The organism is Aporhodopirellula sallentina SM41 (assembly GCF_000346505.1).
In the GTDB taxonomy this organism is placed as follows: domain Bacteria; phylum Planctomycetota; class Planctomycetia; order Pirellulales; family Pirellulaceae; genus Rhodopirellula; species Rhodopirellula sallentina.
Map to the genome: position 1 here is coordinate 1 of NZ_ANOH01000207.1, position 25,074 is coordinate 25,074.

Sequence of the window (25,074 nt, forward strand, 5' to 3'; positions counted from 1 at the left end):
GATACGCGTCCTTGACGGTTTCGGCGATCTTCTCCGCACGACCATAACGGATAGTGACGAGTTTTGTGAACCGGCTACGTGTCGGATTGATCGGCTCGGCGACGTCCCACAGGGAGATCAACTCCTCGATGGTCTTCAACTGACCACTCGTCGCGCCGGTGACAATGATCGTCCCGGTGTCGGAATTGGGAAGAAATTTCAGTTTCCCACCCTTGGCCAGCCCGGTCGGCCCGGTGTCGGAATCGTCGTCGTCCCCGCCCCAATACCAGCGATAAAAACTATCGGAATCATCATCCTCCTCGTCGTCGTCTCCGAAGTAGTCTTCGAGGTCGAGCGTCAGAAGAGTGACCGAGGCGTTTTCGACATGAAACACATGGTAGGGTCGCTGAGGCGGTTTGATCTCCAACATCAAGCTTTCCAATGCGTCGAGCGCCTTGGTGTCTTGGCTGGACAAAATCAGGTTGCCGTTGGCATCCAACCGGATCTCAACCGGCGGGTTGCCTGACGCTCGCCGGTTCGTTGGCCCCACCTCCGCATCACGATCGTTTGTTTGCTGCATCGTCAGCGTGAACGGATTTTGCCCGCTATCGAATCCGGCACCAACTTCCCTCGCAGTGGCGGTATGCGCCGGGACGTTTGTCTCGCGTGCAACGATTGGTTGATCGCTGTTGTCGCGATCGTCTTTCGGGTTCGGTTCACCCTGCTCGTCGGACGATTCGGCATCGTCGTCATCGGCATCGGGTGTTTCCGCACCGGACTGCGACTCGTCTGAATCGTCTTGCGGCTCGTCGGTGGAATCACCCGAAGGTGCGGTGAACTCCGACGCGTCCGGCAGCAGCAACTCCGTCGAGGAGATCGAACTCCAACGCTCTTTGAGTTCCTTAAGGTACTCAAGTGTTTCCGGTGTCGCCGACGCCTCGACCACTCTCATCGTTTGTTGACTGCCGCCTGGAGGAGGCAATTCGCCGAGTTTGATCAACAGCGATCGGACCTCTTCCATTTCTGATTCGTTGGCCCACAAAAGAACCTGCCGGTAACTCGTGTTGGCGGCTACGCGAAACTTGTCTTCGTCTTTCTTGTCGTCGTCGTTGTAGCGGCCGTACCCGTAGTACGAGTAGCGACTGCGGCTGCTGCTTTCCTCTTCCTTCTCTTCACCCATCAGGAACGAGATCGACTCAGCGACCGCAGCCGCATCGAGTCGTCGCAGTTGCAGCACTTCGAACCGTCGCTTGCCGCCGTCGAGCCGTTCGATCAGCGATTTGATAATGAACCGGTCCGCTGCCGCGCCAGAAACAATCACCGCCGAGTTGTCTTTGTCGACACGGATCCGCGTGGTCGGTTCGAGCACGTTCATCTCTTGCGCGATCTCGATCAGTTTTTCCGGATCGAGCGAAACGAGACGGAACACATCCACCCGTTCGCTCGCGTCGGCTAGCGATCGCAGTGAACCGCCGGGCACATCGATTCGCTTAATGAACTCCGCCGCGATCGCGACCCGGTCGATTGGTGCTCGCACGAGTACGGAGTTCTGACGGACGTTGGCCACGATCGAGATTTCCACCTCTTTCTTCTGCGGCATCTTTCCGCCGTTTTGTTGCTGCATCCGCTGCATCATCTGCATCTGCTCACGCGTCATCGGCGCGTTGTCTTTCTTCTCGACACCGAGAAACTGTTCGAGCAGTCGTTTGGCCTCCTCCGCCGGGATATGTCGCAGACGAAATTCGGGTGCCAATGCGTCTCGGCTCGCCGCGTCACGTTCCTCTCGGAGCAACCGAGCGACCTGCCGCAGATTGACCGCAGCGTCCATGGCTTCGAGCCGATTGGTGGTTGCCAACGCAGTCAACTTTCCCGAACCGCTGAGCATCGGTTTGAGTTCTTCCGCCAACTTCTCCGACGATAACCAACCGGCATCGAGCATCGTGCGGACGTACGTGTGATCAGCCAACTGTTCGAGTTCATCAACGCCAACCCGCCGCACCATCCCCGGATTCACGCTCGACGTTTTCGAGATGGTGATCCCACCGTCGAGCCGCAACATGGTATATCCGCGGGCGAGCAAGTGACGATTGATCAAGTCCGCCGTCTCGCCAACAGTCAATCGTTCCGGGCTGACGAGGTTCACGGAGTCGCCAGGCAACTCCTGCCAATCGATCGGTTGCCCTGAGATATCAGACAACCAATTGATCAGGTCGACCCAACCTTGATTACGGAATCGGAACGAGACCCTGCCGTCCTCGCCAACGGTCGCCTTCAGTTCGGCCGGGTCGCCTTCGGGTAACTCAATCCCATCGCGACGAAGGATCTTGGGCGGCGATGATTCTTCATCGGGTTTGCCGTCCTTACCTTCATTCTTGTCACCTTTCTTGTCGTCCTCTTTGCCGCCTGGTTGGGGTGGTCCTGGGCCGCGATCGGCCGGCGACGGTACCATGGCGATGCGCACCGGTTGCGACGACGGCAGATGTTTTGTGTTGCTAGGCGCGGCGATATCGTCCTCGCCCGTCAAAACAGAATGACAGCATGGGACCAACACCCACAGCACGGGAACGATCGCGATCAATATGCGAGTGTGGGGATATCGCAAGATGAGAACAGCCTGTGATGGGAGCGGAGGCGGGTGCCGAAGCACTCGCATGTGGGGAGCGATCAGTATGACTGCTTCCGCACCACAAAACAAACGTCAAAATGCCCCTATCGGCGAAGGCGGGCACCCTAGCCGCTGTTGCATAGATCTGGCCAGCACCGGAGAGGCGAACGGTTCGTCACGCGAACTTAGATCCGACGGCAGGCGAACCTAGCGTCGCGGCAACCATCCGGCGACCGACGGTTGCTTCTTCAATTCGATCTCGGATTCGCATCGAAGATCTCGCTCGCTAGTCTGTAGACGTGCGAAGAAAATGACCGATTCTCCCTGCGGCACGCGATCTTGCCAGCGGATCGGAACGGTGGTCGCAAATCCGTTGCCTGCGGTCGCGAGACTCGACGTTTCGAGCTGCCGGAGCTGCTCGGTATCGAAATCCCAACGTCCCAGATGGGCATCTTCGCCCTTCTTGGTCGGGTCCAACGCGATCACGCTGAGCTGGATCGTCCCCTTCGGCAACGGCCGAGTCGACGCCGCATCGGTCGGACGAAGTTTCTCGGTCGGGTCGTGGCTCCGCCCGAGTAACGCGATCGGATGGCCGTATTGATCATCGGCACGAACGACCAAATCGACGCCTTCGGTAGGCACAGCCGATTCGGTTGCCGCGTCAGCAGACGTTTCCGTCGCAGCGGTTTGACTGTTGTTGGCTTGCGAATCGCCTGGAATCACACGAACGGTACTCGATGTCGCGTCGATGTGGACCTTCGAGGGCTGCAGCACGATTTTCGGAGTCGAGCCGGCGACTTGACCGAGACCGCCGAGCATGCTGACGCCAGGCAAATTAATTTTTCCCGGAGGTCCGTCGGGACGACCATTCGGTGAATTCGGCGGCAAGGGGATGCCAGGTTCAATCGGATCGACCTGCAGGTCTGGCGTCCCCGGAGGAACAGGCCCACCGGGTGCAGGCAGCAAACCAGGATCAGGCAGTTCAAAACCGCCCGAGCCAGGCGATGCGTTCGGATCGGGCGTGGGAATCGGCAGTTGTAAACGGCCCTGGCTCGAATCGCCCGTGGAGCCGCCTGAACCCTGCATCGTGCCGGGATCAACGAGGGTTCCCGGATCGACGAGTTCGCCCGGGTCGACCAATTCGCCGGGGTCAACCAGTTCGCCTGGATCGATCAACGAATCCATGTCGGGCAAACCGTCGTCAATGTCATCTGAGTCACTCGACGAATCGTCGTTTGACCGGGTGGATGGGAGTTCGGATGAGTCGCGAGTTTGGCTTCCCGACGGAATCTCTTCCGCGTCGGGGTCACGCAGCGGCCGCGGATCGCGGGAATTCGAGGAATCGTCGCGGGAACGAAACGCCGGGTCGTCTTCTAAGTCATCGAGCCCATCACTGAGATCAAAACGATCCGATTCCACCGGGACGTACCCCGGGTCGTAATTGATTGATTTCGGGTCGGTCGGGTCGGGACACGGTTTGGCAGAAGATCTCGCCTCCCGTTCGCGACGCAATTTGTCGATCAGAATTCGGTTTTCGTAGTCGGCTTGGTAGAGCTGATCCTCGAGCGTCCGAACCTCGCGTTGCAGCGTTTGCCGGTACATGTCCTCCTGAGCCCGGCCGCGACATCCCGCCGACAGCACCAGCAATCCCGCCAAAATCGCGATCACGCCGACCTGTTCCGATCGGGACAGCAGCGAGCGCACGCGACGGATTCCGTGCGTGTTTGCGAGATCGGTGGAGGGGCTGTGTCCGTTATTCAATGAATCGTTCGCCGAGGAAACTGGAATGAATCCACTTTGTCTCCATGCGAACTATCAAATTTGAGCATCGCCTGTCAACGCGATTCGCCAACGGACGCACTGTCCAAAACCACACTACGCAGCATTTTATTGGGCAGCCGGTAGTGGTGCGTCCAAGCCTCGTTTTCGGGAGGCTCGTTTTCGGGTAGCGAAACTCGCCAACGGGCTGTTGATTCATTCGTTTAACGGGCAGCCAAAGGCGACCTACTTGCCACTGCACGTCGCCTACGGCTACCGGTTAAACGAAAGCAGGTTGACTCTTGATTAAATCGACAAACCGCCAAGAGCTTCAGGAGGGCTCGAGAATCACCGAAAGTCTTGGCGACTTTCGCGACGCCCTTGCCCCCGCATTCTTGCTCTAACGCACCAGCAGTGAAAAAAGAGCTGGCACAAACGACTAGGAGCGCGGGACCTCGATGCCTCGCATCATCGCCCGCAATTCTTCGTCGACCTGTTTGCCTTCGATTTCGGCTTCCGCGGTCAACGACACACGGTGACGCAGCACAGGCAACGCGATTTGAATGACGTCGTCGGGAACCGCGAAATCTCGCGAAGAGAACGCCGCCAATGTTCGCGCCGCTTGCATCAACGAAATTCCCGCACGCGGCGATGCCCCGATATGGAACCCCGGCCAATCTCGCGTCGCCCGCACGACGGCGCTGATGTAGTCGACGAGGCTGTCTTCCACTCGCACCTTTGCACACGTCGCGATCACCTTGGACACCATGTCCGGTGTCGTGATGGGTGTGATCTCACTCTCGAGTCGCTTGCTGAAATCGAGTTGCCGCGAATGCAGTTTTAGAATCTCGCTTTCTTCATCCGCCGTCGGATAGTCGACGTGGAGTTTGAACATGAATCGGTCCAATTGCGCCTCGGGCAGGTTGTACGTTCCTTCGCTCTCGAGCGGGTTCTGAGTCGCGAGCACGAGAAACGGTCGCGGCACTGGGTGCGTCGTCCCGTCGATCGTGACACTGTACTCCTGCATGATTTCCAACAACGCCGCGTGCGTCTTGGCCGGCGAGCGGTTGATCTCGTCAGCGAGCAACAACTGCGTGAACACCGGCCCGGCGCGGAACCGGAATTCGCTCTTTTGCATGTCAAAGACTGGTGCACCGGTGATGTCCGACGGCATCAGGTCAGCCGTGAATTGGATCCGGCCGAACTCGCACCCGAGGATCCGTCCGAGCGTTCGAACGAACAACGTCTTTCCGAGCCCCGGAACCGACTCGATCAAAACGTGACCACCGGAGAACAACGCGGTCAACGTTCCGAGCACCAACTCGTCTTGACCGACATACAGTTTGCTGACTTCGGCTTGGATTCGCTCGAACAGTTTGCCGATCGCGACGAATTCGGGATTCACCGAGGGCGCACCGGCGGCATCGGTCGGTAGGACGGGCGGCAGAGACGATTCACTCAAGGTTGATCACTCGGGCTGGAGTAAAAAGCGGCGTGGATTGATCGCAGCCAAGGATAACCGATTAGCCGGTATTGCGTCCCACCTGCAAGCCGTCGGGGGCGAAGATTCTGCGTCCACCGTCGACCGGCAAACAGACGCCGGTGACGAAGGTGTTCTCACACAAAAACGCCACTGCCTCGGCGACGTCGTCTCCGCAACCGATACGCCCGACCAAGGTACTCTCGACCAGCGATTGAACGGTTGCATCGTCCACATCGGGAGTCAACATGACCGGACCGGGTTGGACGCAATTGACGCGAACCCGCGAGTTACGGGCGGCGAGTTCCACCGCGAGCGAACGGGTGATCACCTCGACGGCGGATTTGCTCGGGAAGTACGCCGCATGGTCGGCGTAAGGACGCTGCGTCGCCCAATCGCCGATATTGATAATCGCACCGCCGTTGGGTTGGTCGCTCATGAAACGTCCCGCAGCGCGAGCACACAACAACGACGCGACCGAGTTGATTTGAAAGTAACGCCGGACTTCATCGCCGGTGATGTCATCCAGCGCGGTCGGTTTCCAAATCGCCGCGCTATTCACCAAAATATCGATCCGGCCAAAGTGAGCGTGCGTTTGCTCAACGATCCGGTCGCAGGTCGCATCCTCTTCGAGCGAACCGGTTACCACGATCGCATCGCGGCCGAACTGATCCCGCCACTGCCGGGCGGCTTCGCTTGCTTCGTCAGCGCTCGTGTTGGCATGCAACGCGATGTGGCATCCGCGGCGCGACAATGCTTCGGCGATGCATCGTCCGACACGCTTCGCACCGCTGCCGGTGATCAACGCGACCGGCGCATCGGTGTCGAACGTGGATTGCAGTCGCGTGCGAGCGACCGCCAAACTCTTCGGTGTGGGTAGGTCCGGCGATCCCGGGCTCAACGATCCAAGCTCACTTCTTCGCACGATCCGGTGATCTCAAAACCGAGATCGGTGATCATGTCGTAGTCGGCTTGGGGAGCCTGCCCTTTGGTCGTCAGGTAATCGCCGACGAACAAACTGTTAGCGACGTACAGACCTTGAGGCTGCAACGATCGCAGGTGCAATTCACGGCCACCGGCGATCCGCAGTTCCCGATCGGGAGCAACAAAGCGGAACATTGCGAGGGCCTTCAACGCGTCCTGTGCCGACATCGCATCGGTGCCTTCGAGCGGCGTTCCGTCGATCGCGTTGAGGATGTTCACGGGAATCGACTTCACACCGAGTTCGGCGAGGTCGAACGCCATCGAAACGATGTCCTCTTTCGCTTCGCCCATTCCGATGATCCCACCGCTGCACATTTCCATGCCCGCGTCGCGAACGTTGCGAAGGGTTTGAACACGGTCGGCGTACGTGTGCGTCGTGCAAATCTTTTCGTAGTGCGATTCGCTCGAGTTGAGGTTGTGATTGACTCGGTCGACACCACACGCTTTGAGACGTTCGGCTTGTTCGGTCGAGAGCAAACCGAGGCAGGCACAGATATCGAGGTTGTACTTCTGTTTGATTTCGGGAACGATCTTTTCGACCGCATTCATTTCGCGTTCGTTCGGCCCACGTGCGCTGATGACGAGGCAGTAAGTTTTCGCTCCGCGTTCGGCCGCCACGCGAGCCGCTTCCATCAACTCGTCTCGTTTGAGAATGTTGTATTTCGGGACGGGAGCGTCGCTGACTTTGGACTGGCTGCAGTAGTGGCAATCTTCGGGGCACAAACCACTCTTGGCGTTCATCAAGAAATACAACTGAACGGAATTGCCGAAGTGGTGATGCCGGATGCGGTACCCGGCGGCCAAGATCGCCGGCACGTCCAAATCGGGGGCGTCCAGGATCGCCAACGCTTCCTCCCGCGTGATCGATCCGCCCGCGAGGACGCGTTCAGCGAGTGCATCGTAGGTTCCGGCGGGTGAGAACGTGGCGGTCGATGCGGCCGGTGTAGCGATGCTCATGGAAAGGATCTGTCGTGTGAGCGAAAAGAAACAGCAGAAAAACTCAATCGTGCCGGGCGTTTTCGGGAATGAAACCGCCCGCACTGCGGTCATTTATCCTTGTCTACTGCCCGCTCGTCGGCAAGAGGGGCCGAGGGCGTCATTGTGCGCCAAGTCGACGCAGGCCCCTCGCTCGGAAAGACAACCTCCGACATCAATAACCCCGCCACAATCGAAACCGCCGTCAACATCGTGTTGAAAAGGAAGCGAAGCCCGCCCGGGAAATCGTCCCCGATCAAGATCGCCGACATGCCGAAAAAGCCGAGACTCCCCGGCACGAGCAACAACAAGCCGGGCATCAACATGATCGCCGAAGGCAGCCCCTTCCAACGGGCAAACAGATTGCTCGCCGCTCCGACAGTCAACGCCGCCACCGAGACCGCGCCGAACGGCCCCAAAAACTCGCTCGTGCCACGCAACCCCGCGAACGCGATCACCATCGACAACATGATCCAAAAGCCGTCCCGCACCCTCGCGCGAAACAGAACTCCGAACGCTACCGTGATCGGCAACAGCGCGAACACCGACGCCGTCATATCAGCCGGTTGAGGTAACGCCGATGGGGGAACGTTCACGAGCGTCGTGACGAGTCCGTTGCCCATCACCACTCCGAAAATCATCGTCAACAACGTCGTCATCGCTCCGGCGAACCGTGCCGAACCGGACGCCAAGTTCTGTGTCGCGAGTTCGTTGATGCTGACGGTCAATTGCAACCCAGGCACCAACACGATCAATGACGACAAGACAGTCAACGTGACACTGCCGCCGGGAAAGTAGGAGTGGCAGGCACCCGCGCAAACCATCGCAACGAAGCCCGAGATGACGTTGACCAGGTGAGTCGGAAAATTGAACCGAAGCAATATCGAAACGACCAAGCCGACGATCAAACCGATCACTCCGGATGTGCCCTGCACGATCGAATTCCCACCGACCAAAACCGCAATCGCTGACGCCGCCAACCCGTAGGCAATCACGTTCAGCCACATCGGGTATTCATCGTCGATGCGTTCGATTTGTTTCAGTCGCGCCCACGCCTCTTCGATCGAAAGCGACTCCTCGTCGATCTCTCGTTGCAATTCGTACAGGCGAGCGTACTTTGCCAAGTTCGCGTCGACGGGATACACACGAATCAGGCGTGTCGAGTGAGCCTCGGCTTCAAACGTGACAAAGATCGCCGTCGGCGTCGAAAAGAACGCCGCCGGATTGTCTAACGAACGGGCAACCGACTCCATCCGTTGATCGAGTTCGTACGCAGGCGAACCGCTCGCGTGCAGGTTTCGCGCGAGTTCGATGATGAACCGAGTGCTAGCAGAATCGTTGATCGTTGTGGCGTCCTAATTTCGATAGTCACGATGACATTGTTTGCATGACGTTTGCAGTTCTCCGATCAAGACATCCGCGTCGGCCACTCGGTTCACCTTCAGCGATTCGTGAAGCCGGATCGCGGTCGCGCGAGACGACTCCATCCATCGCCGCAGTTCTTCGTCCGCGTCCGAATCGAGATGCCGTGTCGACTCCTGCATCCCTTCGCGAACGAGCAACGCGATCTGCACCGGATCCAGGTCCGGGTGATCCTCCGGTGCCTTCCACCCCGCCGCGCGGCATAGTAACAGACGCTCCATCGCCAGTCCGGTGTTGGCCATTGCGGTGACAAAACTCTCCACCGGCGCGACCGAGACGAGCTCCGGCAGTTTCGCATCCTCCGGTGGAGGCACATAGGCGGCAACGTCGCGCCACAACCCCGCGTAGTTCTCGCTCGTGCCGGCGCGCTGAAGGATCTTTGTCCCCGCTTCGTTGTCTGCAAACCCGCCCGCAATACAGGCCACCGCCGCGGCCGCCGGCCCACGGTGATGCCCATGATGACAGTGAACATAAATCGGACCGTCCGCTTCACGCACCAATCGCGCGAGAGCGAGCCCGGCTTCATGATCGACGCCGTCGTACCCGATCGGGATGTGCACGTAACGCAAACCACTCGCTTCCGCGGCAGCAACATCCGGCACCGCGCCGTCGACACTCACAACGGTGCGCACGCCCATCTCGGCGAGCGTTTGAAAGTGTGTGTCCCCTTCGGGCTGCGCGCCGCAGTAGATGTTCCCGGGCAGGGCGAGCAAATTCTCAGGGCGATCGGCATCACCGCTTGCCACCCGGTCGCCATTCGGGGTTTCCGCCACACTGCGCAATGTAAGACAGCAAAACGCGGCAATGCATAACATCATCGACAACAGGCTGATTCGTTTCGTCATTGCATCCTCAGGGAACGAGGTGGAGTCTTAGAATATTACCCGAGACCTTTGGCCGATAACTCGCCAACAGGCCGTTGATTTTATGAACGGCAAAACGACAGTCGCTCACGACAACGTTTGGCCAAAACGATTCAATCAACAGCTCGCCCGGTGTTTTGGCAGGCACCGTGAATTACCGAAAGTCATGGCAACTTCGGCTACGACCTTGGCTGAGAATTCTAGCCGCAACTACTCTCGTGGTGCGTCAAAGCCTCGTTCTAGGGTAGCGAAACTCGCCAGGAGTTTCGGGAAGGATCGCCAATCACCGAAAGTCTTGGCGCCTTTCGCGACGCCCTTGACCCCTCGTTCCTGATCGTGACGCACCACTAGCGGGTGGGTGTCAGCCATTTACCGCCCCGATTCAGTGGGCCGGGCAACGGAGATTCGGCGGCGTGTGGGTTTGCGATTCTAAGGTACGGCGTCGAACCGTCAATTCACCCTGAGGCCGTTTGGCTCATGTGGTTCGATCTCTCTACCAACGAGCGGACCGCACTGTTTGCGACCACGAACGAGGCCCGCACGTTTTCAAGACTCGTTCGTCGAGCCGAGCTACATTCCCGCGGTCGCGGCCGGCTCGTCTACTTTTGGCTCGAACGAAGGCGAGGTCATCTTGCTGTCGCTCAACGTGAAGATCACGAACAAACCGACAAAAACGAACGACGACAAGAACACGATGATGTTGAACGGCTTGTCGTAGATCAGGTGCATGAAGATCCCCGCCACCAAGCAAGCCTTAATCGTCGCGATGCCCATCACAACCGCAATATCGTAACTACCGAGGTCGAGGCTCGCTTGAGCAACCGTGATGATCGTCAAGATCACCAACGCGATGAAGACACCGAACAAAACCGGCAAAGGCATCGGGTGAGCGAAATCGGTTCCGTCGTCTGAATGTCCGTGAGCTGACATGGGAGCGTTCTGAATTGAAATTGATGGAAGGGAAGTTGAGTCGGTCGGCTAGAAAGCACTCGGGCCTTACCGGATCAAATACAACAGCGGGAAGAGATAGATCCAAATCAAGTCGACCAAGTGCCAGTAAAGACCGACATAGTCAACCGGACCGAAGTACTGGCGGTTGAAGTCGTGGCGGATCGCTCGCACCAACAACCAAACCAGGACACCGATACCGGCGAGAATGTGAATCGCGTGCACGCCCGTCATGCAGTAGTAGATTCCGAAGAACACACCGGCCTGACGTTTGGTCTGCACGTCGCGTTCGACCTTGTGGATCCCGAGATCCGCTTCCACGCCGGGAGGCACGATCTGTCCGGTAGCCATGTCCGCTTGGGCTTGCTTCGCCTCGAGCATCGCTTTCGCACCGGTATTTAAATCGCTCTCGGCGAGCAGTTCGATCGCAACATCGTTGCCTTCCGCACTCGCCACGACCGCGTCGGCGTGATCCGCCTCGGCATGTGTTTCATCACCGGCTTCATCACCATGCTCGTGAGCATGATCTTCCGCATGGGCGTCGCCATGTTCGCCTGCGTGCTCACCGTCAACGTGGGCCACTGCATGCTCGCTGTGTTCGCCACCGCTTTCGAGCACCATACCGAGGCCGACGCCACCGAAGAAACTCAGGCAAACGACCAACAATGGTTTCGCACATGCGTATTGGAACTGTTTATCGGTGACCTTCGAATACACCAACCAAATGAACACACCGACCAACAACAACGCAAACGGTGCACACAGGTAATAGAGGCTGTGCGTTAGGAAGTAAGCGGTGCTTTCGCTAAAACCATGTTGGTCAACGATTTGTTGCATGGTCGGGTGTGGGTTTGCCTCGTCGTAGAAATACGACCCTGGTGGCAACAATCCCATGCCCCATTTGTGCGAGTACTCAATCGACTTCACGCCGAGGAAGACCATCGCACACGACAGCGTGCTGGCGATCATCACGACGAGTTTCTTGTACTCTTCGGTTTGGGCACAACGCACCGCCCACGCCATCGTCAGTGAACTGAACAACAGCACCCCGGTGTTGATCGCACCGAGTTTCGTATTGAGGAACTGGCTGCAACCTTCGAACACTTCCGGACGCAGCATCCGGAACATCGCGTAGGCACAGAACATTCCGCTGAAGAACAGCACTTCGGTAACCAGGAACAACCAAATCCCCAGCTTACCGCTGTCGAATTGTTGCTCAGGCGTGTCGAAGTGGTGGGCCAACCACGCGGGATGGTCATGGTCGTGACCATGTTCGTCGTGCGTTTCCGATTCGGAAGAGAGGGAGTCGATCGTTGCCATGTGCCGAAAACCGTTCGCTGATGAACCGCCCGAGTTCGGGCGACCACGCATGTATGTGTCGAAGTGAAAAGTAAACCAATTGGCAGGGCGGCCGAAGCCCCCCGGTTCTGAATGCGGCCGCAGGATCAACCTGAACCGCACCCAAAGTTAAAACTCAATGATGGGTGAGACCCTAGTGATGAGCCGGAACCTCTTCCGGTGTCTCTTCGGGAACCAACTTACGCTCGGGTTCCGTCGAGATGTATTTCTCTTCCTGAGCGTCCCACTCGATGTTGTGGAAGTCATACGGGTCGCCCACAACCGGTGGACGCTCGAAGTTGTAATACGGTGGAGGACTCGTGCACGCCCACTCGAGCGTCGCACCACCCCATGGGTTCGCAGGCGACCGGCGGCCCTTGGCCAACGAGGTCATCAATACGATGAACGCATAGAGCAGACCACAACCGAGGAGCAACGCACCGTAGGTACTCATCTGGTGCAGGAACGCGAACTCAGGATCGTAAGTCGCGTAACGCCGAGGCATCCCGCGGCTACCGAGCACGAACTGCGGCAGGAAGGTCAGGTTGAAACCGAGGAACACCAACAGGGAAGCGATGCGTCCGTGGGTCTCGTTGTACAACTTGCCGACCATCTTCGGCCACCAGTGGAACACACCACCGAGAAACGCGATCAACGTTCCACCGACCATCACATAGTGAAAGTGAGCGACCACGAAGTACGTGTCGTGCAGGTGCAAGTCCGTCGCGAGCGTTCCGAGGAACAATCCGGTCAAACCACCGATCGTGAACAAGAAAATGAACGAGATCGCATAGCACATCGGAGTCGTCAGACTGATCGAACCCTTGTACATCGTCGCGAGCCAGTTAAACACCTTGATCGCCGACGGCACCGAAACGGTAAACGTCAACGCGGAAAAGATGATCGTGGTCAGCGAGCTCATGCCCGAGGTGAACATGTGGTGGCCCCAAACCAGGAAGCCCAACAATGCGATCGCGATTGACGAGTAAGCGATGAAACGATAGCCGAAAATGTGCTTGTGACTGTGGACGCTGATCAATTCACTGATGATGCCGAATGCTGGCAAAATCATGATGTACACGGCCGGGTGGCTGTAGAACCAGAAGAAGTGCTGGTAAGTCACCGGGTCACCGTTGAACTCAGGATCAAAGATCCCAACGTGCATCGTGCGCTCAGCGATCAGCAACAACAACGTGATACCGAGAACGGGAGTCGCCAACACCTGGATGATGCTCGTCGCGTAGGTTGCCCACAGGAACAAAGGCATCTTGAACCAAGTCATTCCTGGCGGACGCATGGTATTGATCGTCACGATGAAGTTCAGACCGGTGAAGATCGAACTGAAACCGAGGATGAACGCGCCGAGAGTGGCGAGAATCACCGAAGTATCGGTCGTTGTGCTGTACGGAGTGTAGAACGTCCAACCGGTATCCAGACCGCTGCTGAAGAGTGCCGAGACGAAGAAGATCGCACCGAAACACCAGAGGTAGAAACTGCTCAAGTTCAACCGCGGGAAGGCGACGTCTTTCGCCCCCAGCATCACCGGAACAAGAAAGTTTCCGAGTGCTGCCGGAATACTCGGGATGATGAACAGGAACACCATGATCGCACCGTGGAGGGTGAAGACCTGGTTGTAGATGTTGTTCGCTTCCGCCCCTGTGAACATCCATCCTTCCGGATCGAGCAGGTGCAAACGGATGCCCAACGCGAGCAAACCGCCTACCGCAAACGAGGTCATCACACCGACCAAGTACATCAAACCGATGCGTTTGTGGTCGAGCGTGAAGATCCAACTCAGAATGCCTGATGAGTTGGTCAAGTAGTTTTCGCGATCAGTCGGGTAGCCGGGGTCGCGGCTGGTGATGGCGGTGGACATGATTGGGTGTCCTCTTGGAAGACGATCGAAATTGATTTTGTAGGATGTCAGTGCTACCCGCACGACTCATGGTGCTGAATCGTTTGGGCAGATGTCTATTTTGCGTCAGCGTTGGAGCTGAGCGATTTCAAGTATGCGATGATCGATTCAATGTCATCATCGCTGAGTTGGCCTTTGTAACTCGGCATCACTGGTTGATAACCGGCGACGACTTTTGCCTTCGGATCGATGATCGACTCGCGAACGTAGTTGTCATCAACGACCACACTGTCACCCGATGCCAATGCGTGCTCGGACGCGTACAGGTCCTTGAACGAAGGCCCGACGAGTTTGCTGCCGTCGTTGGAGTGGCAACCCGAGCAACCACGACGGTTGTAGAGCAGTTGTCCCCACTCAGCCGGCGTTTGGTCGTCTGGACGCGAACTGTTTGCTTTGATCCACGCGTCGAGTTCTTCTTGTGTTTCGTGGACGACCACGACGGTTTGCATTTCCGAGTGATTGGTCCCGCAGTATTCCGTGCAGTACAGGTCAAAGAACGTGTAGCCGTCCGGAGTGAACTGATACTTGTCGTAGTCCCATCCGTCGCCGCCTTCGCTTTGCTTCTTCGCCTTGGCGAGTTCTTCCTCGGAAACCTGTTCACTCGCGACGGTCGGTTTGAACCACATGTAGTTGTAACGACCGGGCACGATGTCTTTCTTGGCCCGGAAGGCGGGGATGAACAGACTGTGGATCACGTCCGTGCTGCGCATCGAGAGTTTGGTCGGTTCGTCTTTGACGATGTGCAGTTCCGGGTGAAAGGTTCCCCCGCCGTAATCCATCGTCCAACCCCATTTGAAGGCTTGGACGCCGACGTCATAGGAACCTTCCGGTGGCGTTCGCATGTCGAGGTAGGAGATCGAACCTTGGACAAACATCCAAACGAGCAACACCGACGGGCCGATCGACCACGCGAGTTCCAACGGCGTGTTGTGCGTGACCTGGCTCTCCGCCTTGGTGCCCTTCTTCTTGGTGTACTTGAACACCGTCCACACCATGAATGCCATCATCGGAACGAAGAAGGCGATGCAGATGTAAAGAATGAAGTCATACACCCAGTCGACTTCGCTCGCGAACGAGGAAGCCTGTTTGGGAAACCAGAAACTCTCTTCGACGTCTGCGAGAAACGGCATCGGTCGCGTCAAGTTGGTAAGAGCCGGGATCATAGTCGTGCAGGCCGAAGTGGCTTGAAAAAGGAATATGTTGAAAACGGGAGTGGGTGTCTGGTTTGCAAACGGCGATCGTCTGCCGCTGCGTCGTTTCTACCGGTGGACCTATCCGCCAAACCACTGAGTCGGTTTGAGCGGCACGGTGCCGTCACCGTTGGGTGCGACGGGGTCAGTGGTTTGGTGTTTCTTATCGCGGCGGAGCGGATTGCCTTTGCGGCCGAACCAGTAAGGTAGCAACGCCAATGCCAGCAATCCGATCGTAAAGGCCCCGCCCAATCGCATGATCTTCCATGCTTCGGGCACATAACTACCCGCTGCCGGATCAAACGTGTAACAGAGCATCACGAATTGATCGATGTAACTGCCGACTTCTCCCTGACCTGCTTCGACCAGGGCGAGTTTCATCTGGTCGGGAGGAAAAGCAACGCCGAGCGAATATCGGGTGATCACACCTTCGGGGGTCAAAAATGCGAGCATTGCCGGGTGAGCGTACTCGCCGGTCGCTTCGTTGTAATTGTACGAAAATCCGACTTCAGTGGCTAACTGATCGATGACGTTTTGCGTCGTGCGACAAAATGCCCACCCCTCTTCTGCTTTCGAGTGCGAAGGGAGTTGTTCGACGTACCGGGACTTCGTCTCGACCAAACGTTCGTTCGTTTCGGTAGGATCGATGCTGATACTGATGCAGCGGAAGTCTTCGCCAATTTTCAGGTCACCTTTCTCGAGCGACTGTGACAACTGGTTCAACTGCACGTTACACAGCATCGGGCAGTTGCTGTAGTTGAGCGTCAAAATCAACGGGTGCTCGCCATCGAGATAATCGCCGAGCGTGACTTCACGCCCGGCCGAATCGATCAACGGGAGATCCCGCGAAACCTGATCGCCGAGGTTCTGTTTGACCGTCACGTCCCGAACTTGGCGAGGAACCCGGTCGTTGAGCAAGACGTCGGCCGAACCGTCTTGCGACGCGGCCGAATTCGGCTGAGCCTCGGCACGATGAATTCCCAACACCGCAACGAGCACAATGCAATACACGCCCAGGCGAAAACCTGCGTGAATCGTTGTGCGGTGCGTCGTGGGAAGGAACATCATTTCAGCTTATTGTTGGTGTTATCGGAGGATCGAACTAGGAAAGCGGTTGAGTGGGAACAGCCAGGCGCGCCTGATCTTCATTTTGGCGTTTTTCGGCTTCGGACGCCATCTTCTTCATCACGTCACCGACCGGAACACGGATATTTCCTGTGTCTGGATCCACGCCATAGGTGTCTACCTCATCCGCCTGGCGGGAGAGGACTTGGTTGGACCGAGTGTACGACGAGTCCTGAATTTTCTTCGTGTCGACCAAATCCGCCAACGCGAAGTAAACAACCTGGACCGCAAGCACGGTAACCGCAGTAACCACGATCGAGATCACGCTGATCGTCGCAATTCGTTTGCCATTGAGATCGTCGTAGGCAGCCATGGGAGATTCTAGGAGTGAAGGATTCGGAGGTGTGATGAAAAAACGATGAGCCCGAGCGGGCGGGACTCGACAAGTTAAATGTTTTCAAACGCGAGCGATTCGCCCAAACGGGGGTCACGGACCGGAATCAACCGGGTTCCTGAACCGACCGTGATCACCAAACCGAGCATCAACGCGACCATTCCGATGACGCACAGCAGCGAAGACACAATTCCGACGGCACCACCGGCACCGACGTTGGCCTCCGGCATGATCGCCCAGTACAGATCGACGAAGTGCATCACGAGGATGTACAGCGACCACAACGCGACCGCCCAAGGACGACGACGGACGTGGCGGCTCATGATGCCGAGGAACGGCAATCCCCAGTGGAACACCATCAAGACGATCGAGATCGGGCCAAACGTATCCGACCATCCCGGATAACGAGTGCCGAACCAGTGCGTTTCCTCAGGAATATTGGCGTACCAAATCAGCATGTATTGGCTGAACGCGATGTAACCCCAGAAGCAAACAAAGCCGAAAAATCAGTTTTGCCAAATCGTGGTAGTGTTCGACGGTGACCTCGTCGCGAATCGCACCTTGTTTCTGCAACACGAAACTGAGCAACGCGATCGCGCAGTGGGCGGACAGGATGCTGCCGGTGAAGATGTAAACGCCGAACATGGTCGAGAACCACATCGGGGCCAAACTCATCACCCAGTCAAACGCCGCGAAGGCGGTGCAGAACGAGAACAGGATCACGGCAGGGCCACTGCGTGCCTGCATCGATTCGGTCAGGGTGATCTCGCCGGTTTCGTCTTGGCGTTGGCTCTTGGAGTAGTACCACCATGCCGTCGCACACCAAATCACGAAGTACAGCACGGCACGGAAGGTGAACCACTGCGGGTTGAGCCAACGAATCTTCTCGGCCCAAACGACCGCGGGAACGCCGTGCTCGGCTTGATAGCCGGGATCGGTCCACGAGTACAGCGAACCGCCCCACACCGACCATGCGATCGGCAAGAACAGGATCGCCAAAGGCAGCATCATCAACATCATCAGTTCCGCGACTCGCCGAACCACCACACTCCAACCGGCACGTGCGAGGTGTTGAATCAACACGAAGAACAACGACCCGAGGGCGATCGTGAACGCATACATGTACGCGGTCAAATAAGCCGACATGCCGAATTTGCCGCCGAGCGACGTGGTCCCCAAGAACGCACCACCGACCAATGCGATCAGGCCGCCGATGCATAACGGAAGAGACATACCGGACAGCATCGCTGGCATCGTGAACGCCGGATCGTCAGCGGGCTTGGGAGCGACTGCTTGATGGTGAGACATGGGACGAGTGAGTGCTGAGTACTGTGGGCTGAATGAATGACTGGGACGACGTGACTAGGTCGCGGACTGCTGGGCTTTCGCTTCCGCTTCGGCGGCGGCCTTTTCCAAAGCAGCTTTGACGTCGGATTGTTCTTTCTCGATCGCTTTGCGTTGTGCCGCCGGCACATCTTCGAGCGACGCGTTTTGGCTGGCTTGCAACGCCCGCACGTAGGACACAATCGCCCAGCGGTCTTTCGCGCGGATCTGCGAAGCGTAACCGGGCATCTTGCGGATCCCGTTGCTGATCGTGCTGAACAGCTTTCCATCCGGGTAGGCGTCTTGGTACAGCGTTTCGTCGTGCAGGTTCGACGGCGGTGTCCAAGTCGTCGCCAGGATTCGTTGAGCACGCTGGTTCACCAACCCGTTACCACGACCGTTCATGCCGTGGCAGACCGAGCAGTAGATGTTGAACTGTTGCTGGCCACGTTCGAGCACCGCTTGATCGATCGCCAGTGGGTTTTCGGTCAACCACGGCGTCGTATCGACGGTCGGTCCCGAGGCGGGAGCCAATGCAGCAGGTGCTTCGGGCTTTTTGGTTTCAGGTTCTTCCGATTCGGCCGGTGCCGGTTCGGATTCTTCGGCGGCAGGCTCCTCGGTAGTTTCCTCTTCGGCTGCCATCTCCTCAGACTCTTCCCCGGACCCTTCCACAGTCGCTTCTTCGGTGGCAGGCTCGACTTCGGCGGGCTCCTCTTGGGAAGCATCTTCTTCGCTAGCGGTTTCTGTCTCCTGCGAGCTTTCTTCTTCGGCGGCCTCTTCCTTCATCTCCGCTTCCTCAGCGGCGGGCTCTTCCGATTTTGCGTCTTCTGCTTTTGGCTCTTCCGTCTCGGTCGTTTCCTCGACGGCTTCTGTGGCTTCTTCCGCTTCTTCGCCGGCGACCTGGCCATCGGCTTGGTCGACTTCCACATCCGACTGCATCATCGCGACGAGTTGGCGTGCACGAGGAGCGTCGATCTGAGCGAGTTTTTCCATGTCGATTCCGGTGTGGAAATCGACGTCCCAATCGAGGTCGCCACGGCTGACCGTGCCCGGAACATTCGGACGCATCGCACGGCCGTCGGCGAACAGCGTCGAAATCTGCTGCGCGTCCTTGGCGGGCGAGAAGTCCATATCAGGGAAGATGTGGAACCGAGGCGAACTGCTCTTGGTGACCCGCATGCGAGCAACTGCAAGGGCAGGGATCAACGACAATGCAATCACAACAGCGAGGCCAACCAACAAACCGGTCGGAATCTTTTTCGACGAGTCATCGTCGACCACCGGTTCGATGTACTCGCCACCGAGGTCGCCGAGCAATGCCTTCGCACCGTCTTCGTCAAAGCGTTGATCTTTGGCGTCGAGATACAGGAAGAACGTGTCGTCGGTCGCCCGGTCGAATCGTGGGCTGGTGAACATCGGGTTGCTGAATTTTGGCAAACCGTTGAGTGCCCACATCCCAAAGAACGTTCCGAACGACGCGAACAGAATCGTCAACTCGAAGGAAACAGGGATGAATGCCGGCAACGAGATATAGGGTTTGCCCGAGATGATGTATTGGTAATCGATCCCGTTCATCCATATCTGCATCGCCAACGCGGTGCACGTCCCCAGGCCTCCGGCCGCCAACGCGATCCACGGCAGAACAGTCGGTTTGATGCCGAGCGCCTTGTCGATCCCGTGCACGGGGAACGGCGTGAACGCGTCCGCCTTCGTGTAACCCGCATCGCGAACCCGTTCGCACGCGGCGAGCAACGAATCGACGTCGGAAAACTCCGCAACCACGCCATGAACGGTTTTCCCGTCGGTGATGGTTTGTGGAGCTGGTTTGGTTTCACTCATCAGAGATGACCGTTATGAAAATTACGAATGTCAGAAATCAATTGGGAACGTGAGTCGGGGGCAGGTCGCGAGAACCTAGTGGGCGTCCTTGTGGGCCATATGCAGTTCTTTCGCGAGCGTTGCTTTCGTTTCGGCCATGTTGATGATCGGCATCAATCGGCAGAACAACAGGAACAGCGTGAAGAACAACCCGAACGAGCCGACCAGCATCGCCCAGTCAACCCACGTCGGCTCGAAGTACGCCCAAGCACTCGGCAGGTAGTCGCGGGACAAACTCGTGATCGTGATCACGAACCGTTCGAACCACATCCCGATGTTCACAAAAATCGAGACAACGAACATGATCCAAGGTGTCGTCCGGGCTTTCTTCCACCAGAAGATGTTTGGCGAGATCACGTTGCACGAAATCATCGTCCAGTACGCCCACCAGTAAGGCCCGAATGCTCGGTTGATGAACGCGAACTTCTCTTCGGTGACCTGGCCGTACCAAGCGATAAAGAACTCGGTACCGTACGCCAGCCCCACGATCATTCCGGTCGTCAGAATGATCTTGCACATGTTTTCGAGGTGCCGGATCGTGATCAGTTTTTCAATATTGAAGATCGCACGCGCCGGAACCATCAACGTGATCACCATCGCGAAACCAGAGAAGATAGCCCCGGCAACGAAGTAAGGCGGGAAAATCGTCGTGTGCCAACCAGGTACCTGCGAAACCGCGAAGTCAAACGAAACGATCGTGTGCACCGAAAGAACCAGCGGAGCGGCGAATGCGGCGAGCAACGCGTAGGCTTTCTCGTAACGCATCCAGTGACGCGACGAACCGCTCCAACCGAGCGACAGCACGCCGTAAACAGCACGGCGAAGCGGGTGCTTGCTGCGGTCGCGGAAGGTCGCCAGGTCGGGAACCATCCCCATGTACCAGAACAGCAACGACACCGTCGCGTAGGTACTGACCGCGAAAACGTCCCACAGCAGCGGGCTACGGAATTGAGGCCACATCCAAAGGTTCAAACTAGGGTAGGGAGCTAACCAAAACGCGAGCCATGCACGACCGACGTGAATGCCGGGGAAGGTACCCGCACAGACAACTGCGAAGATCGTCATCGCCTCTGCCGTGCGGTTAATGCTGGTACGCCATTCTTGGCGGAACAAATACAAAATCGCACTAATCAACGTTCCCGCGTGACCGATACCGACCCAGAACACGAAGTTCACAATCGGCCAGCCCCAGAACACTGGGTTCCGGTTACCCCAAACACCAACACCGGTGTAGAAGAGGTACGCAATACACAGCCCGAGCATCGTAGCCAGGTGAACCGCCACGATAAAGCTGAACACCCACAACTTTGACGGTGGGGTCTCGGCAACCTTGCAAACCGCTTCGGTGATCGAATGGTAACTCGAGTCACCCAGCACGAGCGGAGCGCGTGTGCCGGGGCGTTCGACCGAATTGTCCAGACCGTTGGGAACTGCGAGCGACATGGAACGAAGTGGGAATTGAGAAGTGAGAAAAATTAAATAACAGGAGACGCGACCGACGGACTAAACGATCGGCAATTGGAACTTGCCGCGGATGCGACGCGAGTGCTTTTCATCTTTACCATGATCGTCGTGCCCATGGCCTTCATCACCATGGCCTTCATCACCGTGGTCATCATGGCCGCTTTCATCATGACCACCTTCGCCATGACCGTGATCATCACCGTGGCCGTGCCCATGATGCGGTGCCTCGAGCGTGGTGAGGTCGATCAACTGAGCCCGCGACATCAGCGACACAGGCGTGTTGCGGATGCGTGACAGATAAGTCGTCCGCGGCTTGACGTTGAGCTGAGTCAGCATGCCGTAGCTGCGGATGTCTTCCTTGGCTTTGGATACTCGCGAATTCGGATCGGCGACGTTCCCGAACTCAATCGCACCGGTCGGGCAGGCTGCCTGGCAGGCCGTGATGATCTCGCCGTCGGCGATCGGACGACCACCTTCTTTGCGAGCGTTGATCTTTGCCTTTTCAACACGCTGCACGCAGTAGGTGCACTTTTCCATCACGCCGCGTCCGCGAACGGTGACTTCCGGGTTGAGAACGAGAGCCTGCAACTTGCGACTGGCCGATTCGATCGTTCCCGGGTAGGCATCGATGCCGTAGCCGACACCGACGTCTTCGTTGTAGTTGAAGTAGTTAAACCGGCGAACTTTATAAGGACAATTGTTCGCACAGTAACGTGTACCGATACAGCGGTTGTAGGCCATCGCATTGATGCCTTCGTCGGTATGAACCGTTGCCGCGACCGGGCAAACCTGTTCGCACGGTGCGGTTTCGCAGTGCATGCAGGCGACGGGTTCCTGGACGATATCGGTGACGTCTTCGTCGCCTTGGAAGTAGCGGTCGATCCGCAGCCAGTGCATTTCACGGCTGTTACCGACCTGCTCTTTGCCAACGATCGGTACGTTGTTTTCGCTTTGACACGCGATCACACAACCGTTGCAACCGAGGCACTTGGTCAAGTCGATCGACATGCCCCACTGAGGCAGATCTTCGCGGGCTTCTTCGATCGCAGCGATCGGCTCCTGCCACAACGTTCCGTCTTTCCCGACGGCAGGGACGTGAGGTCCCTTCGCTTCGGTGAATTCGGGCAACTTCTTCAGCAATTCCGTCGTGCCTTCGCGGACCAACGTGAAGCTGCGAGCTTCCGCTTCGTCTCGACCGAGTTCGTCGATCGCCCAGTGATCCTGAGTCGTGCACAACTCGTATTCGTTCAGCCGTGGACGGGCTTCGACGGGAGCGAGCATCATCGCCGAATCCGATTTGCGGATCGGCGAGACATCGACACCGACGACAGGCACATCTTCGTCCGGCATACCGCCGACCATCCCGACACGCTTGCGCCCATAACCGATCGCCACGCTGACGACGCCGGGAGCACAACCGGGCATCTCGAAGACAGGCAACTCGACGAGCGAATCGCCTTGGCGAAGGGCGACCATCAAACCGTGCTTGGTCCCGATCGCCTTGGCCGAACCGGGGCTCATGATAGCTGCGTTGTCCCAGGTCAGTTTGGTGACCGCCTGAGGCATTTCCTGCAACCAACCGATGTTCGCAAAGCGACCGTCGTAGAGACCTTCCGCTGGCGTAAAGAGAACTTCAAAGGAATCACGGAACGACTCATCCGAATACTCCTTTTCGAAGGTCTCAGCAACCTCGGGTGCCTCCGAAGGCAGTTCGACCGAAGCGTTCTTTGGCTCGAGCGACTTCGGCTCGACCACCATGCCATCGGCATATCCGTCGTGCAGCAACTTACGCCACTCACGGTCACTGATTGCCGAACCGGTCACGCTATTGGCGGTTTGCCGCACGATCTGCTCGCCGTCGACGACATCTTCCTCGAGCATCAACGCGAGCACTTCGGCCGGCGTCTTGCCGCCAAGCAGCGGCAAAATTTGCGGCTGGCAGATTCCGTAGTGACCGTCGCGGCCCACGCAATCGCCCCAGCTTTCGAACGGGTGACACATCGGCAACGACCACTCGCACTCGGCGGCGGTTTCGTCGTCGTAAGTGCCGAGATAGATCGAGTGTTCGACGTGAGTCAACGCTTCGGCGAAATCGATATCGCCGGGTGCGGTGTAGACGACGTTGGTATCGAAGACCAACAACTCATCGACCTCGCCACCTTTCATCTTGGCAACCAACTCGCCGAGAGAAACATGATTCTTCAACTGGCTTTCGGCAGCCGACACAAACTTCTGCAGCGTGCCGAATGAACCCAACTTCGAGTTCATGTCGATACCGGCAGCGACCATATCGGCCCCGAGTGACTCGCCGACAACGACGACACCCTTGTCGCCCGCGGCAGCCAAGTCCGCGGCTGCTGAATCGAGGAACCGCTCGAGGCGTTCCTGCGGGCCGAGCTCGCTGTACGCTTGGCTTTCCTCGACGACCTTTTCGACGTCCAAGTTGGCTCCGGCGAGGTCACCCGACTTCGCTTTCTCGACGCGGCGTCCCAATTCGGCGAGCAACGCCGGCATCTGGCTCGGACGAATCGCCAAGCGTGCGTCGGCGGCGGTCCCCGTCGTCGTGTAGCCGCCTTCGGCCACATACAGACGGCTCATTTCGCCAGCCATCGGATCGCGTTTCTTCGAGAACGTCGCCGAATTCACTAGCGAACCCGCCTGACTTCCCAGGAAGTCTGCCTCCAAGGAAACGATCACATCGGCTTCGCTGAAGTCGTATTGCTGACGAGCCTGCTCGCCGAACACCTTCTGCGTCGCCTCGCTCATCGTGCCGCCGTCGATCGGGTCATAGAAGCAGACCGTGGCGGCGGGGAATTTCGCTTGCAATTTCGACAACATGCGAAGCGTCGTTGGCGAAGTGGTCGGGCCCGACAGCACCGCCAAACGCTCACCCTTGTCAGCCGATCGCAACAAAGCCGTCCCGTAGGTGATGAACGACTCCCACGTCGACTCTTTACGTTTCTTCTCTTCGCGATGAATCGGCACGCCGACTTCGCCGCGGGCACGATCCGGATCATAAAGACCGAGCATCGACGCCTGGGCATAAGTGCCTGCGATGCCCTTGGCAGGGTGTTCCGTGTTGGGCTCGACCTTCGTCGGGCGACCGTCGACACAGCTCACCAACAGGTGACAAACTTCGCCGGCGATCTCGACATTCGTCGCTGAGTAATACGACTCACCGGGGACGCGGCCTTCCGGACGAATCACGAACGGCGAAATCAGTTCTTCGGGATAACGGCAACCGGCCACACCCGCCATCGCCAGCGAGGCACCCATGAGCTGCATCCAACGCCGACGCGAGACACCCTCGGGGAACTCCGACGCCGCAACGGGGAACTCCCGGTGCAGAAAATCATTGACAAACGACTCATCACCGTTGAGCTCGGACAAACTGCGCCAATACCGCGGGCTGGCCGACCCTGACGTGGCATCAGAACCGTTAGCGCCGGACGAAGCGTTGGTGTGCGAAGAGGTGGTCATATTCTGCAGGACT

General features: G+C 57.7%; 18 protein-coding genes. All 18 read right to left on the reverse strand.

Annotated elements, in window-relative coordinates:
- Positions 1-2,428 (reverse strand): secretin N-terminal domain-containing protein (locus RSSM_RS13435; protein ID WP_081613775.1); only part of this gene is annotated, 2,428 nt, incomplete at its 3' end.
- Positions 2,429-2,791: 363 nt separating this feature from the next.
- Positions 2,792-4,345 (reverse strand): hypothetical protein, encoded by a 1,554-nt coding sequence (locus RSSM_RS13440; protein WP_236621130.1) that lies wholly within the window; start codon positions 4,343-4,345, stop codon positions 2,792-2,794.
- A 436-nt stretch (positions 4,346-4,781) separates the two neighbouring features.
- Positions 4,782-5,804 (reverse strand): AAA family ATPase, encoded by a 1,023-nt coding sequence (locus tag RSSM_RS13445; protein WP_008679460.1) that lies wholly within the window; start codon positions 5,802-5,804, stop codon positions 4,782-4,784.
- A 61-nt stretch (positions 5,805-5,865) separates the two neighbouring features.
- Positions 5,866-6,723, reverse strand: a complete 858-nt coding sequence (locus RSSM_RS13450; RefSeq protein WP_236621131.1) for an SDR family NAD(P)-dependent oxidoreductase — start codon at positions 6,721-6,723, stop codon at positions 5,866-5,868.
- Positions 6,720-7,763 (reverse strand): biotin synthase BioB, encoded by a 1,044-nt coding sequence (gene bioB, locus RSSM_RS13455; RefSeq protein WP_044302495.1) that lies wholly within the window; start codon positions 7,761-7,763, stop codon positions 6,720-6,722. The genes RSSM_RS13450 and bioB overlap by 4 nt, the downstream gene beginning before the upstream one ends.
- 89 nt (positions 7,764-7,852) lie before the next feature.
- Positions 7,853-9,124, reverse strand: coding sequence for a threonine/serine exporter family protein (locus RSSM_RS13460; protein WP_315850017.1), 1,272 nt, complete (start codon positions 9,122-9,124; stop codon positions 7,853-7,855).
- Positions 9,125-9,136: 12 nt separating this feature from the next.
- Positions 9,137-10,048, reverse strand: a complete 912-nt coding sequence (locus RSSM_RS13465; RefSeq protein WP_008679468.1) for a phosphatase domain-containing protein — start codon at positions 10,046-10,048, stop codon at positions 9,137-9,139.
- 588 nt (positions 10,049-10,636) lie between these two features.
- The gene (locus tag RSSM_RS13470; RefSeq protein WP_008679473.1) at positions 10,637-10,996 is read right to left on the reverse strand and encodes a cytochrome C oxidase subunit IV family protein; all 360 of its coding nucleotides are present in this window, start codon (positions 10,994-10,996) and stop codon (positions 10,637-10,639) included.
- 66 nt (positions 10,997-11,062) lie between these two features.
- Positions 11,063-12,334, reverse strand: a complete 1,272-nt coding sequence (locus tag RSSM_RS13475; RefSeq protein WP_044302502.1) for a cytochrome c oxidase subunit 3 — start codon at positions 12,332-12,334, stop codon at positions 11,063-11,065.
- A 172-nt stretch (positions 12,335-12,506) separates the two neighbouring features.
- A complete protein-coding gene (locus RSSM_RS13480) occupies positions 12,507-14,228 on the reverse strand; it encodes a cytochrome c oxidase subunit I (protein ID WP_008679479.1) in 1,722 nt (573 codons plus the stop codon).
- Positions 14,229-14,323: 95 nt separating this feature from the next.
- Positions 14,324-15,397, reverse strand: coding sequence for a cytochrome c oxidase subunit II (locus tag RSSM_RS13485; RefSeq protein ID WP_236621132.1), 1,074 nt, complete (start codon positions 15,395-15,397; stop codon positions 14,324-14,326).
- A gap of 141 nt (positions 15,398-15,538) precedes the next feature.
- Positions 15,539-16,525: an SCO family protein gene (locus tag RSSM_RS13490; RefSeq protein WP_008679483.1), complete on the reverse strand. Its 987-nt coding sequence runs from the start codon at positions 16,523-16,525 to the stop codon at positions 15,539-15,541.
- 34 nt (positions 16,526-16,559) lie between these two features.
- A complete protein-coding gene (locus RSSM_RS13495; RefSeq protein WP_008679485.1) occupies positions 16,560-16,895 on the reverse strand; it encodes a hypothetical protein in 336 nt (111 codons plus the stop codon).
- A gap of 74 nt (positions 16,896-16,969) precedes the next feature.
- A complete protein-coding gene (locus RSSM_RS34740) occupies positions 16,970-17,374 on the reverse strand; it encodes a hypothetical protein (protein ID WP_008679487.1) in 405 nt (134 codons plus the stop codon).
- Positions 17,346-18,224, reverse strand: coding sequence for a hypothetical protein (locus RSSM_RS13500; RefSeq protein ID WP_008679489.1), 879 nt, complete (start codon positions 18,222-18,224; stop codon positions 17,346-17,348). Before RSSM_RS13500 ends, RSSM_RS34740 begins: the two co-directional genes overlap by 29 nt.
- 54 nt (positions 18,225-18,278) lie before the next feature.
- Positions 18,279-20,078 carry a quinol:electron acceptor oxidoreductase subunit ActD gene (locus RSSM_RS13505; protein ID WP_008679492.1) on the reverse strand — a complete coding sequence of 600 codons (1,800 nt, stop codon included), beginning with the start codon at positions 20,076-20,078 and terminating at the stop codon, positions 18,279-18,281.
- A 75-nt stretch (positions 20,079-20,153) separates the two neighbouring features.
- Entirely contained in the window at positions 20,154-21,560 is a 1,407-nt protein-coding gene (gene nrfD, locus RSSM_RS13510; protein WP_008679493.1) for an NrfD/PsrC family molybdoenzyme membrane anchor subunit, read from the reverse strand.
- Between the two features lie 60 nt (positions 21,561-21,620).
- Positions 21,621-25,061, reverse strand: coding sequence for a TAT-variant-translocated molybdopterin oxidoreductase (locus RSSM_RS13515; protein ID WP_044302496.1), 3,441 nt, complete (start codon positions 25,059-25,061; stop codon positions 21,621-21,623).
- Positions 25,062-25,074 lie beyond the last annotated feature (13 nt).